We start from the raw sequence: 20324 nt of genomic DNA, 5'->3' as shown, positions 1-20324 counted from the left end.
GTAATATAGGCGAAAATGTCTTCGAAAAGCCGGACCCCGCACCCGTTCCCGCACTGCCCGTCACCGCACTGCCCGTCACCGCACAGCCCGTCACCCCCTGGAGGAGCCGCATGCCGTCCGACCCCACGCCCACCCCCACGGTGGCGGTGGCCTGCGTGACCCAGGACCGGCAGGAGGACGTCCTCGCGCTCGTCGCCGCGCTGCGGGAGCAGACGGTGCCCGTCGCCTCCCTGTGCCTCGTCGACGCGGGGCGCGAGGCGCTGCCGCGGGAGGTGCTCGAGGAGGCGATCGGCGGCCGGTTCGCGCTCGAGCTCGTGCGCTCCCTCGCCAACCTGGGCGGGGCCGGCGGGTTCTCCCTCGCGATCCTGACCGCGCTCGCCACCGGTGCCGACCGGGTGTGGCTCATGGACGACGACGCCCACCCGGAGGGCCCCGACTGCCTCGAGATCCTCCTGCAGGAGGCCGCGCGGCGGGAGCTGTCGGTCGTCTCCCCGCTCGTCGTGGCACCCCAGGACCACGGCGCGCTGGCCTTCTCCTACCGCCTCGAGGGGCGGATGACCCACTCCCGGGCGGACCTGGAGCCGCTCGGCTTCCTGCCCGGCTACGCCACCTTCTTCAACGGCGCCCTGATGGCCGAGCACGTCTTCTTCACGGTCGGGCTGCCGGACCTCAAGCTCTTCCTGCGCGGCGACGAGGTCGACTTCCTGGTGCGGCTGCGCCGCTCCGGGCTGCCCTTCGGCACCACCACCCGCACCGCCGTGGCGCACCCGCCGGGCTGGGACGAGGAGCACGTCGTGGTCCCCGGCCGGCTCAAGGTCGTGGTGCCCGGGACGGAGTTCAAGCGGGAGCACTTCTTCCGCAACCGGGGCTGGACCACGTGGCGGTACAAGCGGGTCGTCCAGCTCGGGGCCGACCTCGTCGGCTACCCCCTCTTCTACCTCCGCCGGCGGGACGTGCGCGGTCTCGCGTCCTGGGCGAGCCGCTACGCCGGCGGGATGCGCGGCCGCGGCTTCGGCGGGCCGCGGTGACCCCGTGAGCCCGCACCCCCCGCTCGAGTTCTCCGTGCTCATGCCCGTCTACCGCGCCGACACCGCGGAGCGGGTGCGCCGGGCGGCCGAGTCGGCCACCGTCGAGCAGCGGCGCCGGCCCGCCGAGCTCGTCGTCGTGCGGGACGGCCCCGTCCCCGCGGCGCTGGAGGCCGAGCTGGACCGCCTGGTGCGCGAGCTCCCCGTGCCCGTGGTGCGGGTCGACCTGGAGCGCAACGAGGGCCTCACCGCGGCGCTCACCGCCGGCCTGGACCGGTGCCGGCACGACGTGGTGGCCCGCGCCGACGCCGACGACGTCTCCTACCCCCGCCGCTTCGCGGTGCAGCTGCCCGTGATCGAGGCCGGGGCCGACCTGGTGGGCTCGTCGATGCACGAGATCGGCGACGACGAGCGGACCCCGATCGCCCTGCGCCGCGCACCGGTGGGGGAGCGGGACATCCTCTCCGTCTCCCGGCGCCGCAACCCCGTGAGCCACCCGACGGTGGTGTTCCGGCGCTCGGCGGTGCGGGCGGCCGGCGGCTACGAGCACGTGCCCCTGGCCGAGGACTACTGGCTGTGGGTGCGGATGCTGCGCGCGGGCGCCGACGTGCGCAACGTGGCCGAACCGCTGGTCGGCTACCGGGTCTCGGCGGGCTCCTACGAGCGGCGCGGCGGATGGCGCGTGCTCCGCGCGGAGCTCGCCCTCCAGGCCCGCCTGCGCGGGATCGGCCACGTCGGGTTCCTACAATGGGTGCGCAACGTGGTGGTGCGCGGCGGCTACCGGTTCGTCCCCACCCGGCTCCGGGAGCTCGCCTACCGGGCCATGGTCGGCGCACCCCGTCCCTGACCGTCCCGCACCGGCACCCTCCCCGCCCGGCCCCCCGGCTCCGGCACCGACCACGAAAGGAACTTCTGCGATGAGTGGTTCGCCCGAGCGCACCGCCGGCACGGCGGTGCCCCCCGGGGGTCCCGCCGCGGGGTTCCCGCCCCGCGGCGCCCCGCAGGACAGGCCCGTGGCGTGGCTGTGGATCCAGATGCTGCTGGACTCCGTCGCCTGGGTCGTGGCCCTCGTGCTCGCCCTGGTGCTGCGCTACGAGATGGAGCTCCAGTTCATCAGCGCCCCCGGGCTGCTGCTGGTGTCCCTCGTGGCCGTGGCCGCCCAGCTCGTCGTCGGCTTCTCCTTCGCCCTGTACAAGGGGCGGTACTCCTTCGGCAGCTTCGACGAGGCCAAGCTCCTCGTGGTGGTCACCCTCATCGTCACGGCCGTGGTCCAGGTGCTGCTCCTGGTGGTGGGCACGAGCATCGGCATCCCGCGCTCCACCGCCCTCATCGCGTTCCCCTTCGCGTGCCTGTTCATGGCCGCCTTCCGCTACCTCAAGCGGATGTACCAGGAGGCCTCCGCCCGTCCGGGCGCCTCCGCCCAGCACGTGGTGGTCTACGGCGCCGGCTACCTCGGGACCTTCCTCATCCAGCGGATGATGCAGGACCCGCACTCGGAGTTCCTGCCCGTGGCCCTGCTCGACGACGACCCCGCCAAGAAGCACCTGCGGATCTCCTCCGTGCCCGTGCTCGGCACCCTGCACGACCTCCGCGACGTCATGGCCCGCACCCGCGCCTCGGTGCTGATCGTGGCGATGTCCGGCGCGGACCCCCGGATCATGCACCGGGTCGCGGACGCCGTGGCCGGCACCGGGATCCGGGTCATGACCATGCCCCCGCTCGGCGAGGTGCTCACCGCCAAGCACCAGGGCGCGGACTTCCGGGACATCAGCATGGAGGACCTCATCGGCCGCCGCCCCGTCGACATCGACGTCGAGGAGATCGCCGGCTACGTGAAGGGCCGCCGCGTCCTGGTGACCGGCGCCGGCGGCTCCATCGGCTCCGAGCTGTGCCGCCAGCTCGTCGGCTTCGAGCCCGCCGAGCTGATCATGGTGGACCGCGACGAGTCCGCGCTGCAGGGCACCCAGATCTCCATCACGGGGCGCGGCCTGCTCGACGGCCGCGACACCGTCCTCGCCGACATCCGCGACCCGGAGTCCGTCGGGGCGATCTTCCGCGACCGCCGCCCCCAGGTGGTCTTCCACGCGGCCGCCCTCAAGCACGTGTCCCTGCTCGAGCAGTACCCGGACGAGGCGTGGAAGACCAACGTCGTCGGCACCCTCAACGTGCTGCAGGCCGCGGAGGAGGCGGAGGTCGAGGTCTTCGTCAACATCTCGACCGACAAGGCCGCCAACCCCACCACGGCCCTGGGCCACTCCAAGCGCGTCGCCGAGAAGCTCACCGCGTGGATGGCGGACCGCACCGGGCGCCGGTACGTCTCGGTGCGCTTCGGCAACGTCTTCGGGTCCCGGGGCTCGATGCTCCCCCTCTTCACCGAGCAGATCCGGCAGGGCGGCCCGATCACGGTGACGCACGCGGAGGCCACCCGCTACTTCATGACCATCCCGGAGGCCTGCCAGCTCGTGATCCAGGCGGGGGCGATCGCCCGCGGCGGCGAGGTGCTGATCCTGGACATGGGCGAGCCCGTGCGGATCATGGACATCGCCGAGCGGCTGCGCGTGATGAGCGGGCGCGAGGACATCGAGATCGAGATCACCGGGCTGCGCCCGGGGGAGAAGCTGCACGAGGACCTCATCGGCCTCGGCGAGAAGGACGAGCGGCCCTTCCACCCCAAGATCTCCCACGCGCGCGCCGACCGCCTCGACCCCGCCCAGCTGGACCGGCACACCTGGAAGGTGCGCGGCGGCATGGTCTACACGGGCACGATCCCCGTCGTCAGACCGTCCACGCAGCCGCCGCCCACGTCGGTCCAGCGCCCGCGCAGCTCCTCGGGGCGGGCGTCGTGAGCCCGGCCCCGGTCGTGCTGCTCCCCGCCGGGCTCGACCTCACCGACCCGGGCGCCGCCCCCGACCCGGAGGAGCTGCGCCGGCTCGGGGAGCTCGTCCTCACGGTCGGTGTCCCTGCCCTCGTGCTCAGCCTCCTGCTGCCCCTGGCCGTCAAGCCGCTGCTCGCCCGGTGGGGCGTGCTCGACGTCCCCAACGAGCGCTCCTCCCACCACCGCACGGTCGTGCGGGGCATGGGCCTGGCCGTGGCCCTCGCCGTGCTCGCCGCCTACGGCTCCGCCCTGCTCACCGGCGCGATCGAGGTCGACCGCTCCGTCGCGCTCGTGGTCCTGGCCGTGACCGGGCTGTTCGCCGCCCTCGGCTGGGCCGAGGACTACCGGGGCGTGTCCGTGCGGGCGCGCCTGGCCGCGCAGCTGGGCATCGGCCTGGCCGCCACGGCCGTCCTGGTCGCGGTGCTCGGCACCTCCGCCTGGTGGCTGCCCGTGGGCACCCTCGCGATCGCCGCCTACGTGAACATGGCCAACTTCATGGACGGGATCAACGGCATCTCGGGGCTGCACGGCCTCGCCGCGGGGCTGCTGTACGCCTGGGCCGGCGCCTCCAACGACCTGCCGTGGATGATCGCCGCCGGCCTCGCCGTGGCGGGCGGCTTCGCCGGGTTCCTGCCCTGGAACCTCGGCCGCGGCACCGTGTTCCTCGGCGACGTGGGCTCCTACCTGCTGGGCGGCTCGCTGGCCGGCATCGCGGTCGCGGCCTTCCTCTCCGGCGTCTACGTCGAGTACCTCCTGCCCCCGCTCGCGGTCTACGTGGCCGACACCTCCGTGACCCTGCTCCGCCGCGTCCGCGCGGGGGAGGCCTGGTACCGGCCGCACCGCCAGCACGTCTACCAGCAGCTCACCGACGTGGGCCTGTCCCACACGGGCTCCGCGCTCGTCGTCACGGCCGCGACCGTCCTCGTCAGCGTCGCCTCGGTCGTGGGCCTGCGCACGGGGCCCGTCGCCACGGCCGTGGCCGGCGCGTTCGTGCTGGCGGTGCTCGCGCTCTACCTGGTGCTGCCCGCGCTGCTCGGGCGCCGTGCGGGCGTCCGCTCCCGGACGGGGACCCGCCCGTGAGCGCGGCCCTGCTCAGCGTCCTGCTCGGCGCGGGGCTGATCACCGCGAGCCACCTGGTGACCGTGCTCGTGGCGCGGGCCACCGCCGGGACGGACGGGCCGGTCGCCGCCCCCGTGCTCGCCGCGACGTACGTGCTGAAGGTGCTCCTGCTCGGCTGGGTCCTGCTCACCGTGCCGGCCCCCGGCTGGCTGGTCCCGGGCTGGGGCGCGGCCGGGGTGCTGGCCGCGCTCGTCGTCTCGCTGGCGCTCGCGGCCCGCGCCGGCGCCCGCGGCACCCGCACCGCCCTGGAGCCGGTGCTGGAGGCCCGGCGGCGGGCAGCGGCCGAGCACCCGGACGGCCCGGGCGCACCCGGCCCCGCCGGCGACGGCACGCGCGACGGCAGGACCCCGGACGACAGGAAGCAGGACGACCATGAGCACGGACGACCATGAGCGCGGATGACCGCGACGACCCGGCCCGCCCGGACGGGACGCCCCCGCCGGAGGAGGGCCCCGGGGCCCCGCAGGACGGGCCCGGGGAGCGCCCCGGACTGCGCACCGCGGGGGAGCTCGTGGAGGGCGGAGGGCTCTCCGGAGGTCTCACGACACTCCTCTACGTGGTGATCGGGATGGGGTTCTGGAGTTTGGTAGGGTGGGGTGCGGATCGCGTGCTGGGAACCCGGTGGATCGTGGTCCTGGGAGCGTGCATCGGCGCCGCCTCCGGGATCTACGTCGTGTACCTCCACATGCAGGAGGGGTTGCGTCGCAGCCTGACCTCCGATGGGCGAGATCCACACAACCCGCACCAGTCCGGCCCGGACTCGGCGCCCCGACCGTGACCACCGGCCAGAGCACTGCAGAAAGGACCCGCATTGAACGCCGCCCTCATCAGGCTCCCCGCCACCGGAGGATTCACCGCCCCGACCGTCGAGGAGATGCACCTGCCGCCGTTCTTCGCGCTGGGCACCTTCGAGTTCGGCAAGCAGACGCTGCTGATCCTCCTGTCGGTCGTCCTGATCGCCGGCTTCTTCATGTGGGCCATCCGCCGCAACGCGCTCGTCCCGTCGAAGTCGCAGTACCTCGCGGAGAGCGGCTACGGGTTCGTGCGCAACCACCTCGGCCGGGACATCATCGGTGAGAAGGAGTTCCGCCCCTACGTCCCGCTGCTGTTCACGTTCTTCTTCTTCATCCTGGTGAACAACCTGTTCGGCTCCATCCCGGTGCTGCAGCTGCCGACCCTCTCCCACGCGGGCTCCGCCTACGTCCTGGCCGGCATCGCCTACGTCACCTGGGTCTTCATGGGCATCAAGCGCCACGGCCTCGGCGGCTTCATGGGCAAGATGACCATGCCGCCGGACGTCCCGAAGCTGCTCTACATCTTCCTCATCCCGATCGAGTTCCTCTCGAACCTGATCATCCGCCCGGTCACGCACGCCCTGCGTGTGTTCGCCACCATGTTCGCCGGTCACCTCGCCCTGATGGTCGCGGCGTCCATGACGGGCTACCTGCTCTCCCAGGCCAGCGCCATCAGCGTCGTCGCCCTGGGCTCGACCGTGCTCGGCGTGTTCATCTACTTCCTGGAGATCCTGATCCAGGTCCTCCAGGCCTACATCTTCACCCTCCTCTTCGCCGTGTACGTCCAGGGTGCCCTGCAAGAGGGCCACTGACGCCGGTGGAGCAGCCCCGGCCCCGGCCGGACCCCGCAGTCCATCCTCGAAATGTTCAGAGCCGACACGGCTACGACGCCCGGCCCCCGGGCACCTAGAAAGGAAATACCCCTCATGACTGGTTCGCTCAGCGCTATTGGTTACGGTCTGGCTGCCATCGGCGGTGGCATCGGCGTGGGTCTGATCTTCGCCGCGTACATGCAGTCCGTCGCCCGCCAGCCCGAGTCGCAGCGCGTGCTCCAGCCGATGCTGTTCTTCGGCTTCGCCGTGGTCGAGGCCCTCGCGATTCTGGGCTTCGTGCTCGCGTTCATCGCCTGAGTGCCTGACCAAGTACACGTCCTTCTGAGAGAACAGGAATCGCGCACATGACACTGTTGCTGGCAGCCGAGGAAGGGGCGAACCCCCTCTTCCCCAACGTCTGGGAAATGCTGATCACCGGCATCGGGTTCCTGATCCTGCTCTTCCTCGTCGTCAAGTTCGTCGTGCCGGCGTTCGAGCGGGTCTACCGTGAGCGCACCGAGGCCATCGAAGGTGGCCTGGCCAAGGCGAAGGCCGCGCAGGCCGAGGCCGCCGCCGCCCGCGACGAGTACAACCAGCAGCTCGAGAGCGCGCGCCTGGAAGCTCAGAAGATCCGCGAGGAGGCCCGCCTCGAGGGGGAGAAGATCCTCGCGGACTTCAAGGACCGGGCGAACGCCGAGTCGGCGCGCATCACCGAGAACGCCCACCGCACCATCGAGGCGGAGCGCTCGGCGGCCGTGGTCTCACTGCGCAACGAGGTGGGCGCCCTGGCGACCACGCTCGCGGCGAAGATCGTGGGCGAGTCCCTCGACGACGACGCCCGGTCCAACCGGGTGGTCGACCGTTTCCTCGCCGACCTCGAGCAGGAGCAGGAGCGGAACGCAGGTGCGGCGCGGTAATGGCAGACGCAGCGAACGAATTCACCCAGCAGAGCGCTCGTGAGGTCGAGCGCTGGGCCGGCTCCGCCAGCCCCGCGCTCGCCCGTGAGCTGTTCGCCGTGCTCGCCATCCTCGACGAGAACGGCGCCCTGCGGCGCGCGCTGGCCGACCCCTCCTACGAGGGGCCGCGGCGCGAGCAGGTCGTGCGCCGGATCTTCGCCGACAAGGTCTCCCCGGACGCCGTGGAGATCGTCGCGCACCTCGCCGGTCGGCGCTGGAGCGACGACCGCGAGTTCGCCGACGCCCTCGAGCACGCCGGGGTGTCCCTCACCGCGGCGTCCGCCGAGAACCGCGCCGGACTCCAGGGCCTCGAGCAGGTCGTGGACCAGTTGATCGCGTTCAAGGGGGTGCTGGACGGCTCGCACGAGCTGCAGCGCGCCCTCAGCGACCAGCGCGCCGGGGTCGAGGCCAAGACGCGACTGGCGCACCGGCTGACCCCGGGCGCCTCGGACGAGGCACTGCTCCTCGTGGAGCAGGCCGTGCTCTCGCCGCGCGGAGCCCTGGTCGGCCGTCTGGTCGAGCGCTTCGCGGAGGAGGTGGCGGCCCGCCGGCAGCGGTGGATCGCGCACGTGACCACGTCGCGACCGCTGACCGAGGACCAGCGCGGCCGGCTGCAGCAGCAGCTGAACACGCTGTACGGCAAGGACCTCAAGCTCACCGTGGACGTCGATCCGGCGCTGCTCGGAGGGCTCAAGGTGCAGGTCGGCGAGGAGGTCATCGACGGTTCCGTCGCGGCCCGGCTCGACGAGCTGCGCCAGCGGATCGGCGCCTGAGCGCCGGGGGCGCCCACGCCGCCGCCGCGGGCGGGCGCCCCACCGGCCGAACGGCAGCAGCCGGTGGACCAGCGCAGCGTTCCGCCACAGATTTGGACTCACGGTCACCGCTGACGGCAGTGATCACGAACTAGGAGAGCAGGGACAGGACATGTCCGAAGTCACCATCAATGCCGACGACGTCCGTAGCGCGCTGAGCGAATTCGCCGCGTCCTACGAGCCCGGCACCGCAGAACGAACCGAGGTCGGCCGCGTCAGCAGCGCCTCCGACGGCATCGCGCGGGTCGAAGGCCTGCCCTCGGTCATGGCCAACGAGCTGCTGCGCTTCGAGAACGGCGTCCTCGGCCTCGCGCAGAACCTCGACACCCGCGACATCGGCGTCGTGATCCTCGGCGACTTCCGCGGCATCGAGGAGGGCCAGGAGGTCCAGCGGACCGGGGAGGTCCTCTCCGTGCCCGTGGGCGACGCCTTCCTCGGCCGCGTGGTCGACCCGCTGGGCACGCCCATCGACGACCTCGGCCCCATCGAGGCCGAGGGCCGCCGCGCCCTCGAGACCCAGGCGCCCGGCGTGACCATGCGCAAGTCGGTCCACGAGCCCCTGCAGACCGGCATCAAGGCCATCGACGCGATGATCCCGATCGGCCGCGGCCAGCGCCAGCTCCTCATCGGCGACCGGCAGACGGGCAAGACGGCCATCGCCGTGGACGCCATCCTGAACCAGCGCGCCAACTGGGAGTCCGGCGACGTCAACAAGCAGGTGCGCTGCATCTACGTGGCCGTGGGCCAGAAGGCGTCCACCATCGCCGGCGTGCGCCAGACCCTCGAGGACAACGGGGCCCTGGAGTACACGACCATCGTGGCGGCCCCCGCCTCCGAGGCCGCGGGCATCAAGTACCTTGCCCCCTACGCCGGCTCGGCCATCGGCCAGCACTGGATGTACGGCGGCAAGCACGTCCTCATCGTCTTCGACGACCTGTCCAAGCAGGCCGAGGCCTACCGTGCGGTCTCGCTGCTGCTGCGCCGCCCGCCGGGACGCGAGGCCTACCCGGGCGACGTGTTCTACCTGCACTCCCGCCTCCTCGAGCGCTGCGCCAAGCTCTCCGACGAGCTGGGCGCCGGGTCGATGACCGGGCTGCCGATGATCGAGACGAAGGCCAACGACGTCTCGGCGTTCATCCCCACCAACGTCATCTCCATCACCGACGGCCAGATCTTCCTGCAGTCGGACCTGTTCAACGCCAACCAGCGTCCGGCCGTGGACGTGGGCATCTCGGTGTCCCGCGTCGGCGGCGCCGCGCAGGTCAAGGCCATGAAGAAGGTCTCCGGCACGCTGAAGCTCGAGCTGGCGTCCTACCGCTCGATGCAGGCCTTCGCGATGTTCGCCTCCGACCTGGACCCCGCGTCCCGGCAGCAGCTGACCCGCGGCGCCCGGCTGATGGAGCTGCTGAAGCAGAAGCAGTACACCCCGTACCCGGTCGAGGACCAGGTCGTGTCCATCTGGGCCGGCACCAACGGCCACCTCGACGAGGTGGAGGTCGCCGACGTGCTCGACTTCGAGCAGGCCCTGCTGGAGCACGTGCGCCGCACCACCAACGTGATGGACTCCATCGTCGGCTCCGGCAAGCTCGAGGACGACGCCGTCGCCGCGCTGGAGACGGCCGTCGCCGAGGTCAAGCGGGACTTCCGGGGCACCAAGCACGGGATCGAGCCGGGCCACGAGGAGCACGAGCCCCTCGACGCGTCCGCGGTCGACCAGGAACGGATCGTCAGGAAGTAACCGGTCGGTCCGGTGCGCCGCCGCGGCGGCGCACCGGACACGGTGACGAAAGGAAGTCACATGGGAGCGCAGATTCGGGTCTACCGGAACAAGATCGCGTCGACCAAGTCCATGAAGAAGATCTTCAAGGCCATGGAGATGATCGCGACCTCGCGCATCAACAAGTCCCGACAGGGTCTGCAGGCGGCGCGTCCCTACGCGAACGCGCTGACCCGGGCGGTCTCACAGGTCGCCACCCAGCACAACGTCTCCCATGCCCTGACCACGAGGGCCGACGAGGTGCGCCGGTCGGCCGTGGTGATCATGACCTCGGACCGCGGTCTGGCCGGGTCCTACTCGTCCAACGTGCTCAAGGAGGCCGAGGGCCTGCTGGAGCTGCTGCACGGGGAGGGCAAGGAGACCAAGGTCTACCTGATCGGCCGCAAGGCCCAGGCGTACTTCGACTTCCGCAGCCGCCCGTACGAGCGGAACTGGACCGGGGACACGGACAACGCCCGGCCGGACCGCGCGCGGGAGCTGCGCAAGGTGCTGATCGAGGACCTGGAGACCGCGTACGAGGACGGCGGCGTCGACGAGATCCACCTCGTCTACACGTCGTTCCAGTCGATGGTCGTCCAGGAGCCCCGGGTGCTCCGGCTGCTGCCGCTGGAGGTCGTGGACGCCAACGCGCTGACCGACGAGGTCGCCCGGGAGTTCGAGGAGCTGGAGGAGCCCGACAGCACCTTCGAGTTCGAGCCGAACCCCGAGGAGTTCCTCGACGCCGTCCTGCCGCGCTACATCGACGCCCGACTCTTCGCGAGCCTGGCGCACGCCGCCACCAGCGAGCTCGCGGCCCGGCAGCGGGCGATGAAGGCGGCCGGCGACAACGCCGACGACCTCATCAAGAAGTACACGCGCCTGATGAACAACGCCCGCCAGGCCGAGATCACCACCGAGCTCACCGAGATCGTGAGCGGCGCCGAGGCCCTGTGACGGGCCGTCCCGGCGATCCAGCAAGTGTCCACCACGAACAAGTGAAGTGAGAGATATGACTGCCACCATCAGCGAACAGGCCGGGCAGCCGGTCTCGGGCGGTGCCACGGGACGCATCGCCCGGGTCATCGGGCCGGTCGTCGACGTCGAGTTCCCCGAGCACGCCGTGCCCGGCATCTACAACGCCCTGACCGCCCAGTACGAGCTCAACGGCGAGAAGCGGACGATCACGTTCGAGACCGCCCAGCACCTGGGCGACAACATGGTCCGCGCGATCGCCCTGCAGCAGACCGACGGCCTGGTGCGCGGCACCGAGGTCAAGGACTCCGGCGAGCCGATCTCCGTGCCCGTGGGCGACGTGGTCAAGGGCCACATCTTCAACGTCCTCGGTGAGGCCCTCGACGTCGAGACCTCCTCCCTGGAGATCACCGAGCGCTGGCCGATCCACCGCAAGGCGCCGTCCTTCGCGGAGCTCGAGGGCTCCACGGAGATGATGGAGACCGGCATCAAGTCGATCGACCTGCTGACCCCCTACATCAAGGGCGGCAAGATCGGCCTGTTCGGCGGCGCCGGCGTGGGCAAGACCGTGCTCATCCAGGAGATGATCACGCGTGTGGCCCGCAACTTCGGCGGCACCTCGGTCTTCGCCGGCGTGGGCGAGCGCACCCGTGAGGGCAACGACCTCTGGGTCGAGATGGAGGAGGCGGGCGTCCTCAAGGACACCGCCCTCGTGTTCGGCCAGATGGACGAGCCGCCGGGAACGCGTCTGCGCGTGGCCCTGACCGGGCTCACGATGGCGGAGTACTTCCGCGACGTGCAGAACCAGGACGTGCTGCTCTTCGTCGACAACATCTTCCGCTTCACCCAGGCCGGCTCGGAGGTGTCGACCCTGCTGGGCCGCATCCCCTCCGCCGTGGGCTACCAGCCGACGCTGGCGGACGAGATGGGCGTGCTCCAGGAGCGCATCACCTCGACCCGCGGCCACTCGATCACCTCGATGCAGGCGATCTACGTGCCCGCCGACGACTACACCGACCCGGCCCCGGCCACGACGTTCGCCCACCTGGACGCGACCACCGAGCTCTCCCGTGACATCGCCTCCCGCGGTCTGTACCCGGCGATCGACCCGCTGACCTCGACCTCGCGCATCCTCGACCCGCAGATCGTGGGCCAGGAGCACTACGACGTCGCGATCCGCGTCCGGTCGATCCTGCAGGAGAACAAGGAGCTGCAGGACATCATCGCGATCCTCGGCGTCGAGGAGCTCTCCGAGGAGCAGAAGGTCGTCGTCTCGCGCGCGCGCCGCATCGAGCAGTTCCTCTCCCAGAACACCTACACCGCCAAGCAGTTCACCGGTGTCGAGGGCTCCACGGTCCCGCTCGCCGAGACCATCGAGGCGTTCGGGAAGATCTGCGAGGGCGAGTTCGACCACGTGCCGGAGCAGGCGTTCTACAACGTCGGCGGTCTCGACGACGTCATGCAGCAGTGGGAGCAGATCAAGAAGCGGACCGGTGGCAAGTAGTCATGGCTGAGATGATCGTCGAAATCGTCTCCCTCGAGCAGGCCGTGTGGACCGGCACCGCCCGGATGGTGCGGGTCCGCACGTCCGAGGGCGACATCGGTATCCTGCCCGGCCACGAGGCCGTGGCCGGCATCCTCAAGCCCGGCGACTTCGCGGTGGACCCCGTGGACGGCTCCCGGCTCGAGGGCACGATCGACGCAGGCTTCGTGTTCGTCGACAACGACCGGGTGACGATCGTGGCGGACAACGTGGAGCTGCCCGGCGCCGCCGCCGCCTGATCCCGCCCGTCCGCGCGGGGCCCCGCCCCGCGCGCCCAGCACATCGCGGCCTCCGCACCACCGGTGCGGAGGCCGCGGCCGTACCCGGGGCCCCGCAGGGACCCCGGCGAGACCGCCCAGGAGAGTGGATGGAAGAGAAGATCGTCGTGCACGGACCCACCGCGGTCAACGGCACCCTGCGCGTCTCCGGCGCGAAGAACAGCGTGCTGAAGCTGATGGCGGCGACCCTGCTGGCCGAGGGCGAGTCGACCATCACGAACGTCCCCGAGATCCACGACGTCACGATCATGGCGGAGCTGCTGCGCCGGCTCGGCTGCGGGGTGGTCTACGAGCGCGCCGAGAAGACCGTCCGCATCGACGTCCCGGCGGTCCTGCACCACCAGGCGGACTACGACCTGGTGCGGGCGATGCGCGCGTCGATCTCCGTGCTCGGTCCGCTGGTCGCCCGGTGCCACGTGGCCGAGGTCGCCCTGCCCGGCGGGGACGCCATCGGCTCCCGCGGCCTGGACATGCACCGGGCGGGTCTCGAGGCGATGGGCGCGGTGCTGCAGATCGAGCGCGGCTATCTCGTGGCGTCCGTGCCGCGCAGCCTGCGCGGGACGCACTTCCGCCTGGACTACCCCTCCGTGGGCGCCACGGAGAACCTCATGATGGCGGGGACGCTGGCCGAGGGCACCACCGTCATCGACAACGCGGCCCGCGAGCCGGAGATCGTGGACATCGGGCGGATGCTGCAGGCGATGGGCGCCCGGATCGAGGGGCTCGGCACGAGCACCGTGACGGTCGCCGGGGTGGCGTCCCTGCGCCCGGTGGAGCACCGGACGGTGCCCGACCGGATCGTCGCGGGCACCTGGGCGTTCGCCGCGGCCGTGACCGGGGGGACGGTGGAGATCGAGGGCGCGGAGCCCGGCCACCTGACCGTGGTGCTGGACAAGCTGCGCTCCGCGGGCTGCCGCGTGGACACGGACGGGGGCCGCTTCGTGGTCGCCGGACCGCGGCGGCCGCGGGCGATCAACGTGTCCACGCTGCCGTACCCGGGCTTCCCCACCGATCTGCAGCCGTTCGTGGTGGCCCTCAACGCGGTGGCCGAGGGCTCCGGCATGGTCACGGAGAACGTCTTCGAGGCCCGCTGGGGCTTCACGGCCGAGCTCGAGCGGCTGGGCGCGAGCGTGCGCCTCGACGGCCACCACGCCCTGGTGGCGGGGATGCCGGTGCTCTCCGGGGCGCCGGTGGAGGCCATGGACATCCGGGCGGGCGCGGCCCTCGTGATCGCGGGCATGGCCGCCGTCGGCACCACGGACGTGAGCGGCGTCCAGCACGTCGACCGCGGCTACGAGCACTTCGTGGAGCAGCTCGGGGCCGCGGGGGCCGCCGTCGAGCGGCACCTGGTCGGCACCGCGTACTGAGCACGCCGGCACGACGGAGCCCCGCACCCGGGACGGGTGCGGGGCTCCGTGCTCAGCCGGTGCGCGGGAAGCGGATCAGATGAGCGTGACGCCGGTGGCCTGCGGGCCCTTCTGGCCCTGGCCGATCTCGAACTCGACGCGCTGGTTCTCCTCGAGGGTGCGGAAGCCGCCCGACTGGATCTCCGAGTAGTGGACGAAGACGTCCGAGTCGGAGTCGTCGGGGGTGATGAAGCCGAAGCCCTTTTCGGCGTTGAACCACTTGACGGTGCCCTGGGCCATGAAGATCTCTCCTTGCGAGATGGTGCGAAACGTGTGCACAGGTCGTGCACTGAAGGGCGGTACCACGAGATGAGCCGAGGGCCGCGGTCTCCGTTCCCGAAGGAGGAGGACCAGGGCCAGGGTCGAACGTCACGCTCGCTTACCCGTTCTGCGAGCATGCAAAACATGGAACGAAGAACACGTTCAGCTTCACACACTCCCCGGGGGCGGTCAACGTTGTTCGCCTGCTGATCATCGCGTGTTGCGGGCTGTTCGCCGAGCGCGTGACCCCGGCGGCGCCCGGCGCGGACCCGGGCCCGCGCCGGTGGGCCCGGGGGAGCGGGCTCAGAAGAGGCGCGAGCCGCTGTCGTCGAGCCCGCGCATCTCGTCGTAGTCGAGGGTCAGGCACGCGATGCCCCGGTCCTCGGCGAGCACCCGGGCCTGGGGCCGGATGAGCTGGGCGGCGTACACCCCGCGCACGGGCGCCAGGAGGGGGTCCCGGTTGAGCAGCTCGAGGTACCGGGTGAGCTGCTCGACGCCGTCGATGTCGCCGCGGCGCTTGAGCTCGACCGCCACGGTGGCGCCGGCGGCGTCGCGGGCCAGGATGTCCACGGGCCCGATCGCGGTGGGGTACTCGCGCCGGACCAGGGTGTGCCCCGAGCCCAGGCGGTGGATCTGCTCGGCGAGCAGGCGCTGCAGGTCCGCCTCGACGCCGTCCTTCACCAGCCCGGGGTCGGTGCCCAGCTCGTGGGAGACGTCCTCGTGGATCTCGAACACCTGGATGACGAGGCGGTCGTCGCTCTTGGCGGCCTGGACGGTCCACGTCTGCAGCACGCCCTCGGCCGCGAGCTCGGCCTCCGGCTCGCCGACGTGCAGGCGGGCGGGCGGGCTCATCCAGTTCAGGGGCTTGTAGCTGCCGCCGTCCGAGTGGACGAGCACGGAGCCGTCCGCCTTCACGAGGAGGAGACGCCGGGCGGCGGGCAGGTGGGCGCGCAGACGCCCTTCGTAGTCGACGGAGCAATCGGCAATGACAAGACGCACGCGGACCAGCCTAGCGCTCCGCGGGACCCGGCCCGGACCCGGAGGCCCCCGCTGTGAGACGATGGCGCGGTGCCACGCTCCAACCACTCCTCCCGACGCCGCCACGGCGGCCCCGGCAGCGGCCCGCGCGCGAGCAAGTGGCAGCGCGGCGCCGCCCAGGAGCCGTGGTCGGTCGAACGCGTCCTGGAGCCGGCGCCCACGGTGGAGCGCTCGGCGGACGGGGACTGGCTGGTCCGCCACGTCCGGCCCGCCAACGCGGTCAAGACCTACACCTGCCCCGGCTGCGGCCGGTCGATCCCGCCGGGGATCGCGCACCTGGTCGTCTGGCAGCAGGACTCCCTGCTGGGGGCGCGCAGCGCCTTCGAGGACCGCCGCCACTGGCACGAGCGCTGCTGGCGCACCCGCCGCTGAGCCCGGCCCCGCCCGGCGCGGCCGCCGTCACGGCGTCACGCCGGGAGCGGACACGCGGGCGCACCGGTGGCCGAGCCGCCCCCGGCGGCCGATAATCGTGGAAGACCCGCGGCGCCCGCCGGGCGCCGTCCCGCCGCCGGCCGCCGCCCCGGCCCGGCGGACCGGACCACCGATCCCGCCCCGACACCGACGGCCCAGCGGACCGCCGTGCCCGTCGACGAGCCCTCAGGAGACGCCCCGTGAACGAGTTCCAGCACCAGCAGCCCCGCCGCACCGCCGAGACCGCTCCGCCGCCGCAGGAGGCCCCGCTCCCGTCGTCGGTGCGGGGCGCGGTGGACCTGGGCGCCGTGCCCGCCGCCGGGCCGGGCGGGCAGCCCGCGGGGGAGGGCCGGCCGGGCGGGTACCGCCGGGAGGTGACGGCGGCGGACTTCCAGGAGGTCGCCGAGCTCTCCACCCGGGTCCCCGTGGTCTTCGCCCTCTGGGCCCGCTTCAGCGAGCAGTCCGTGGCGTTCACCGACACCCTGGAGCAGGTCGTGGACCGCTACCGGGGACGGCTCCTGCTGGCCTCCGTGGACGCCGAGGCGGTCCCCGAGATCGCGCAGATGTTCCAGGCGCAGTCCGTGCCCACCGTGGTGGCGCTGCTCGGCGGGCGGCCCGTCCCGCTGTTCAACTCCACGGTCCCGGCCGAGCAGGTGACCCAGCTGCTGGACGAGCTGCTCGCGCTCGCCGAGCAGAACGGGATCACGGGCACCGTGGAGCCCGTCCGTCCCGACGACGAGCCGGAGCCCCTGCCCCCGCTGCACCAGGAGGCCGTGGACGCCCTCGAGGCCGGGGACGTCGACGCCGCCGAGGCCGCCTACCGGAAGGCGATCGCCGAGAACCCGGGGGACCGGGAGGCGAAGCTCGCCCTCGCCCAGGTGCACCTGCTCCAGCGGGTGCTGCCGCTGGACGCCGCGACGGTCCGCGCCGAGGCCGCCGCCGCCCCGGAGGACGTGGCGGCGCAGCTGGCCGTCGCCGACCTCGACGTCTCGGGCGGCCACGTGGAGGACGCCTTCCGCCGGCTGCTGGACCTGGTGCGGCGCACCGCCGGGGAGGAGCGGGACGCCGTCCGGCTGCGCCTGCTCGAGCTCTTCGACGTGGTGGGCGCCGAGGACCCGCGCACGGTGACCGCCCGGGGCGCCCTGATGCGCGCCCTGTTCTGAGCCCCCGCCCCTGACGCCCCCCTGACCGCCCCGCCCGCACGGCCACCGTCCGCCGGCGCGCGGGGCGCGTCCTCCGTTTTCGAAACACTTTTCAGAGGACGGANATCAGCGCGCCCAAAACGAATTCGAAAAGTCCCGCCTGCCTACGCTGGGGGCATGAGCCACCAGCACCTCCCGCAGGCCGCCCCGGAACGGACCGGTGCCCCCGCGCCGGACACCCCGGCGCCCCCGTCCGGCGGGCCGCCGGCGCTGAGCGTGCGCGGGCTCGTCCGGGTCTTCGGCCGCCCCGGCACCCCCGAGGCCAAGGTCGCCGTGGACCGCGTGGACCTCGACGTCCCCCGCGGCTCCTTCTTCGGCCTCGTGGGACGCAACGGCGCCGGCAAGACCACGATGCTGTCCATGGCGACCGGACTCCTCCGCCCCACGGCGGGCAGCGCCCGCGTGGCCGGTGTCGACGTCTGGGCCGAGCCCCGGCGGGCCAAGCAGCTCATGGGCGTGCTGCCGGACGGACTGCACCTGTTCGACCGGCTCACCGGACACCAGCTCGTCACCTACGCCGGCCTGCTGCGCGGCATGGACCGGGACGTCGTGGCCGAGCGCACCGACGACCTGCTGCGGGCCATGGACCTCACGGCCGACGCCGGGACCCAGGTCCAGGACTACTCCGCCGGCATGACCAAGAAGATCGCGCTGGCCGGCGCCCTCATCCACGCCCCGAGCCTGCTCGTCCTCGACGAGCCGTTCGAGTCGGTCGACCCCGTCTCGGCGGCGAACATCCGCGAGATCCTGCACGGCTTCGTGTCCGCCGGCGGGACCGTGGTCGTCTCCAGCCACGTCATGGACCTCGTGCAGCGGATGTGCGACCACGTCGCCGTGATGGACCGCGGCCGGGTGCTGGCCGCCGGGACGGTCGACGCGGTCCGGGCCGGGGCCACGCTCGAGGACCGGTTCGTCGAACTGGTCGGCGGGCGCCGGGAGACGGGGGAGGGCCTGCCGTGGCTGCGCCCGGAGTGAGCCCGGAGCTCGCCCCGGCCCCGGAGGGCCTCGCCCCCGCCCGGGCGGGCACCGCCGCCCTGGCCGGGCGCCTCGTGGGCCTCAAGGCGAGGATCCTCGTCAACACCCTCACCCGCAGCACCTGGGTGCTCGTGGGGACCGTGCTGGGCGCCGCCTACTTCGTGTTCCTGCTGGGCCTGGCCGTCGTCGCGCTGTTCCTGCTGGGCCGTCAGGACCTGTCCCTGGTGCGCACCGTCCTCGTGCTGGCCGGGTCGGCGGCCGTGCTGGCCTGGTGGCTGCTGCCCATCCTCGCGGCGCGGGCCGACGCCACGCTGGACCCGGCCCGACTCGCCCTCCTGCCCCTGTCCGTGGGCCAGGTGCAGTGGGGCCAGGCCCTCGGCGCGGTCGTCGGCGTGCCGGGTGCGCTCACCGTCGTGGCGCTCCTCGCCACGGTGAGCTCCTGGCGCTCGTCCGCGGCCGCGCTGCTCGCGGCCCTCCTGTGCGTGCCGCTCGCGCTGGCCCTCGTGGTCACCGGATCCCGCTGCGTCACCGCCCTCGCCGTCGGTCTCGGCCGCCGCCGACGCCTCACGGAGCTGGTCTCGCTGGCCGCGCTCGTGGCCCTGGTGCTGCTCGGCCCGATCCTCACCGGCCTGCTGAGCGGGCTGGAGCGGCTGTGGGACCGGCTGCCGCAGTACGCCGGCGTGCTCGCGTGGACACCGGTCGGAGCCGTCTGGGCGGTCCCGGCCGACGTCGCCGCCGGCCGGTGGGGCTCCGCCGCCGCCCGGCTGGCCGTCACGGTCCTGACCGTCGTCGTCCTCGTCCTCGTCTGGCGGGTCGCGCAGGAGCGGGCCCTCACCACCACGGCCGGCGGGCGGACCGCGGCCCCGCGCGAGGGGGCCGCCGGCGCGGGGCTCCTCGACCTCGCGCCCCGGCGCCCGTGGGCGGCCGTCGCGGCCCGGTGCCTGGTCTACTGGGTCAGGGACCCCCGCTACTCGGCCGGTCTGCTCGTCATCCCGGCCCTCGCCGTGCTCATGTGGTTCTCCCGGGACCCGGAGGGAGGCGGCGTCCTCCTCTACGCCCTGGGCCCGATGATCGCGGCGCTGCTCGCGTACCAGATCTCGGGCGACGTGTCCTACGACAACACCGCCCTGCACCTGCACGTCCTCACCGGTGTGCGGGGCGTCCACGACCGCGCGGGCCGGGTGCTCGCGCTGCTCGTGATCGCCGTGCCGCTCACGGCGGCCGGGCTGCTGCTGCCGTTCGCGGTCGAGGGCCGGTGGCAGCTGCTGCCCGGGGTCGCGGGCACCGCGCTGCTGGCGCTGCTGGGCGGGGCGGGCCTGTCCTCGGTGATGTCCGCCCGGTACACCTACCCCGTGGCCCCGCCGGGCGCGTCCCCGCTGAAGACGCCGCAGGGCTTCACCGTCCTGAACGTCCTCGTCCAGTTCGTGGCGCTGGGGCTGATCCTCGTCCTCGTGCTGCCGGCCGCCGTCCCCCTCCTCGTGCAGGTCTTCACCGGCGACCCCGTGTGGGGCTGGGCGGGGCTGGCCGCCGGGGCGGTGCTCGGCCCGCTGCTGTGCTGGGGCGGGATCGTCCTCGGCGGGCGCTGGTACGACCGGCGGGCCCCCGAGCTGCTCCAGGAGGTCGCCCAGTTCCGCTGAGCGGGACGGGCGCTCCCGGCGCACGGGGGCCGGCGGGGACGGGGTAAACTGGCGCCCATGCATGTCTCAGCGGCGACCACCGGCACCCCGACGAACGGCCCGGACGACACCCCGTACAGTGCCGATCCGGCGCAGCCGGCCGGGGGCACCTCGACGATCGAGCGCGAGGAGACTAGAGAGCTCCAGGAGCCGGGCGACCACGAGCGCTTCGCGCACTACGTGCGCAAGGAGAAGATCATGGAGTCCGCCCTCTCCGGCGAGCCCGTGATCGCCCTGTGCGGCAAGGTCTGGGTCCCCGGCCGCGACCCGCAGCGGTTCCCGGTGTGCCCGACCTGCAAGGAGATCTACGACGGACTCCGCCCCCCGAACGACCAGGGCGACGACCAGGGCTGAGCACCCCCGGCCGAGCAAGCGCCCGCCGCCGGCGGGCGCTTTTGCGTGGCCCGCCGCGC

Annotated in this window: 22 protein-coding genes; 20 read left to right on the top strand and 2 right to left on the bottom strand. The window is 72.7% G+C overall.

What is annotated here, in order from left to right; all coding sequences use genetic code 11:
- Positions 1 to 110 precede the first annotated feature (110 nt).
- From H488_RS26945 to murA, 15 genes are all read left to right on the top strand, one after another.
- Positions 111 to 1028: a glycosyltransferase gene (locus tag H488_RS26945; protein WP_017833268.1), complete on the top strand. Its 918-nt coding sequence runs from the start codon at positions 111 to 113 to the stop codon at positions 1026 to 1028.
- Between the two features lie 4 nt (positions 1029 to 1032).
- On the top strand, positions 1033 to 1872 hold the full coding sequence (locus H488_RS26940; RefSeq protein ID WP_017833267.1) for a glycosyltransferase: 840 nt from the start codon (positions 1033 to 1035) through the stop codon (positions 1870 to 1872).
- 70 nt (positions 1873 to 1942) lie between these two features.
- A complete protein-coding gene (locus H488_RS26935; RefSeq protein WP_017833266.1) occupies positions 1943 to 3871 on the top strand; it encodes a polysaccharide biosynthesis protein in 1929 nt (642 codons plus the stop codon).
- Entirely contained in the window at positions 3868 to 4980 is a 1113-nt protein-coding gene (locus H488_RS26930) for an MraY family glycosyltransferase (RefSeq protein ID WP_229588636.1), read from the top strand. The genes H488_RS26935 and H488_RS26930 overlap by 4 nt, the downstream gene beginning before the upstream one ends.
- Positions 4977 to 5411 carry a hypothetical protein gene (locus H488_RS26925; RefSeq protein WP_017833264.1) on the top strand — a complete coding sequence of 145 codons (435 nt, stop codon included), beginning with the start codon at positions 4977 to 4979 and terminating at the stop codon, positions 5409 to 5411. Before H488_RS26930 ends, H488_RS26925 begins: the two co-directional genes overlap by 4 nt.
- Entirely contained in the window at positions 5408 to 5797 is a 390-nt protein-coding gene (locus H488_RS37930; protein WP_017833263.1) for an AtpZ/AtpI family protein, read from the top strand. The genes H488_RS26925 and H488_RS37930 overlap by 4 nt, the downstream gene beginning before the upstream one ends.
- Before the next feature lie 33 nt (positions 5798 to 5830).
- The gene (atpB, locus tag H488_RS26915) at positions 5831 to 6625 is read left to right on the top strand and encodes a F0F1 ATP synthase subunit A (protein ID WP_017833262.1); all 795 of its coding nucleotides are present in this window, start codon (positions 5831 to 5833) and stop codon (positions 6623 to 6625) included.
- A gap of 114 nt (positions 6626 to 6739) precedes the next feature.
- Entirely contained in the window at positions 6740 to 6943 is a 204-nt protein-coding gene (atpE, locus tag H488_RS26910; protein WP_017833261.1) for an ATP synthase F0 subunit C, read from the top strand.
- A gap of 47 nt (positions 6944 to 6990) precedes the next feature.
- Complete coding sequence (locus H488_RS26905) at positions 6991 to 7542, top strand: F0F1 ATP synthase subunit B (RefSeq protein ID WP_031282934.1); 552 nt, start codon at positions 6991 to 6993, stop codon at positions 7540 to 7542.
- On the top strand, positions 7542 to 8354 hold the full coding sequence (locus tag H488_RS26900; RefSeq protein ID WP_017833259.1) for a F0F1 ATP synthase subunit delta: 813 nt from the start codon (positions 7542 to 7544) through the stop codon (positions 8352 to 8354). Before H488_RS26905 ends, H488_RS26900 begins: the two co-directional genes overlap by 1 nt.
- A 151-nt stretch (positions 8355 to 8505) precedes the next feature.
- The gene (gene atpA / locus H488_RS26895; RefSeq protein WP_017833258.1) at positions 8506 to 10131 is read left to right on the top strand and encodes a F0F1 ATP synthase subunit alpha; all 1626 of its coding nucleotides are present in this window, start codon (positions 8506 to 8508) and stop codon (positions 10129 to 10131) included.
- Between the two features lie 60 nt (positions 10132 to 10191).
- The gene (locus H488_RS26890; protein ID WP_017833257.1) at positions 10192 to 11103 is read left to right on the top strand and encodes a F0F1 ATP synthase subunit gamma; all 912 of its coding nucleotides are present in this window, start codon (positions 10192 to 10194) and stop codon (positions 11101 to 11103) included.
- Between the two features lie 55 nt (positions 11104 to 11158).
- The gene (atpD, locus tag H488_RS26885; protein WP_017833256.1) at positions 11159 to 12625 is read left to right on the top strand and encodes a F0F1 ATP synthase subunit beta; all 1467 of its coding nucleotides are present in this window, start codon (positions 11159 to 11161) and stop codon (positions 12623 to 12625) included.
- A 2-nt stretch (positions 12626 to 12627) separates the two neighbouring features.
- Positions 12628 to 12903: a F0F1 ATP synthase subunit epsilon gene (locus tag H488_RS26880; protein WP_031282932.1), complete on the top strand. Its 276-nt coding sequence runs from the start codon at positions 12628 to 12630 to the stop codon at positions 12901 to 12903.
- Between the two features lie 128 nt (positions 12904 to 13031).
- Positions 13032 to 14309, top strand: coding sequence for a UDP-N-acetylglucosamine 1-carboxyvinyltransferase (murA, locus tag H488_RS26875; RefSeq protein ID WP_017833254.1), 1278 nt, complete (start codon positions 13032 to 13034; stop codon positions 14307 to 14309).
- A gap of 75 nt (positions 14310 to 14384) precedes the next feature.
- Here murA and H488_RS26870 read toward each other — a convergent pair whose 3' ends face one another.
- On the bottom strand, positions 14385 to 14588 hold the full coding sequence (locus tag H488_RS26870; protein ID WP_017833253.1) for a cold-shock protein: 204 nt from the start codon (positions 14586 to 14588) through the stop codon (positions 14385 to 14387).
- Positions 14589 to 14912: 324 nt separating this feature from the next.
- A complete protein-coding gene (gene nucS, locus H488_RS26865) occupies positions 14913 to 15608 on the bottom strand; it encodes an endonuclease NucS (protein ID WP_031282930.1) in 696 nt (231 codons plus the stop codon).
- 69 nt (positions 15609 to 15677) lie between these two features.
- Here nucS and H488_RS26860 point away from each other — a divergent pair, with 69 nt between their 5' ends.
- The 5 genes from H488_RS26860 (at position 15678) to H488_RS26840 (ending at position 20265) form a co-directional block, all read left to right on the top strand.
- Positions 15678 to 16019: a hypothetical protein gene (locus tag H488_RS26860; RefSeq protein WP_017833251.1), complete on the top strand. Its 342-nt coding sequence runs from the start codon at positions 15678 to 15680 to the stop codon at positions 16017 to 16019.
- A 239-nt stretch (positions 16020 to 16258) separates the two neighbouring features.
- Positions 16259 to 17221, top strand: a complete 963-nt coding sequence (locus tag H488_RS26855; protein ID WP_017833250.1) for a tetratricopeptide repeat protein — start codon at positions 16259 to 16261, stop codon at positions 17219 to 17221.
- Between the two features lie 156 nt (positions 17222 to 17377).
- On the top strand, positions 17378 to 18235 hold the full coding sequence (locus tag H488_RS26850; protein ID WP_017833249.1) for an ABC transporter ATP-binding protein: 858 nt from the start codon (positions 17378 to 17380) through the stop codon (positions 18233 to 18235).
- A complete protein-coding gene (locus H488_RS26845; protein ID WP_237740433.1) occupies positions 18217 to 19872 on the top strand; it encodes a hypothetical protein in 1656 nt (551 codons plus the stop codon). The genes H488_RS26850 and H488_RS26845 overlap by 19 nt, the downstream gene beginning before the upstream one ends.
- Before the next feature lie 57 nt (positions 19873 to 19929).
- Positions 19930 to 20265, top strand: a complete 336-nt coding sequence (locus tag H488_RS26840) for a DUF3039 domain-containing protein (RefSeq protein WP_017833247.1) — start codon at positions 19930 to 19932, stop codon at positions 20263 to 20265.
- Positions 20266 to 20324: the final 59 nt, after the last annotated feature.

Origin of the sequence: Kocuria sp. UCD-OTCP (assembly GCF_000349605.1) — a bacterium.
Taxonomy (GTDB): domain Bacteria; phylum Actinomycetota; class Actinomycetes; order Actinomycetales; family Micrococcaceae; genus Kocuria; species Kocuria rosea.
Note: the sequence above shows the minus strand (reverse complement) of the source record. Positions and strands in the feature narration are given on the sequence as shown.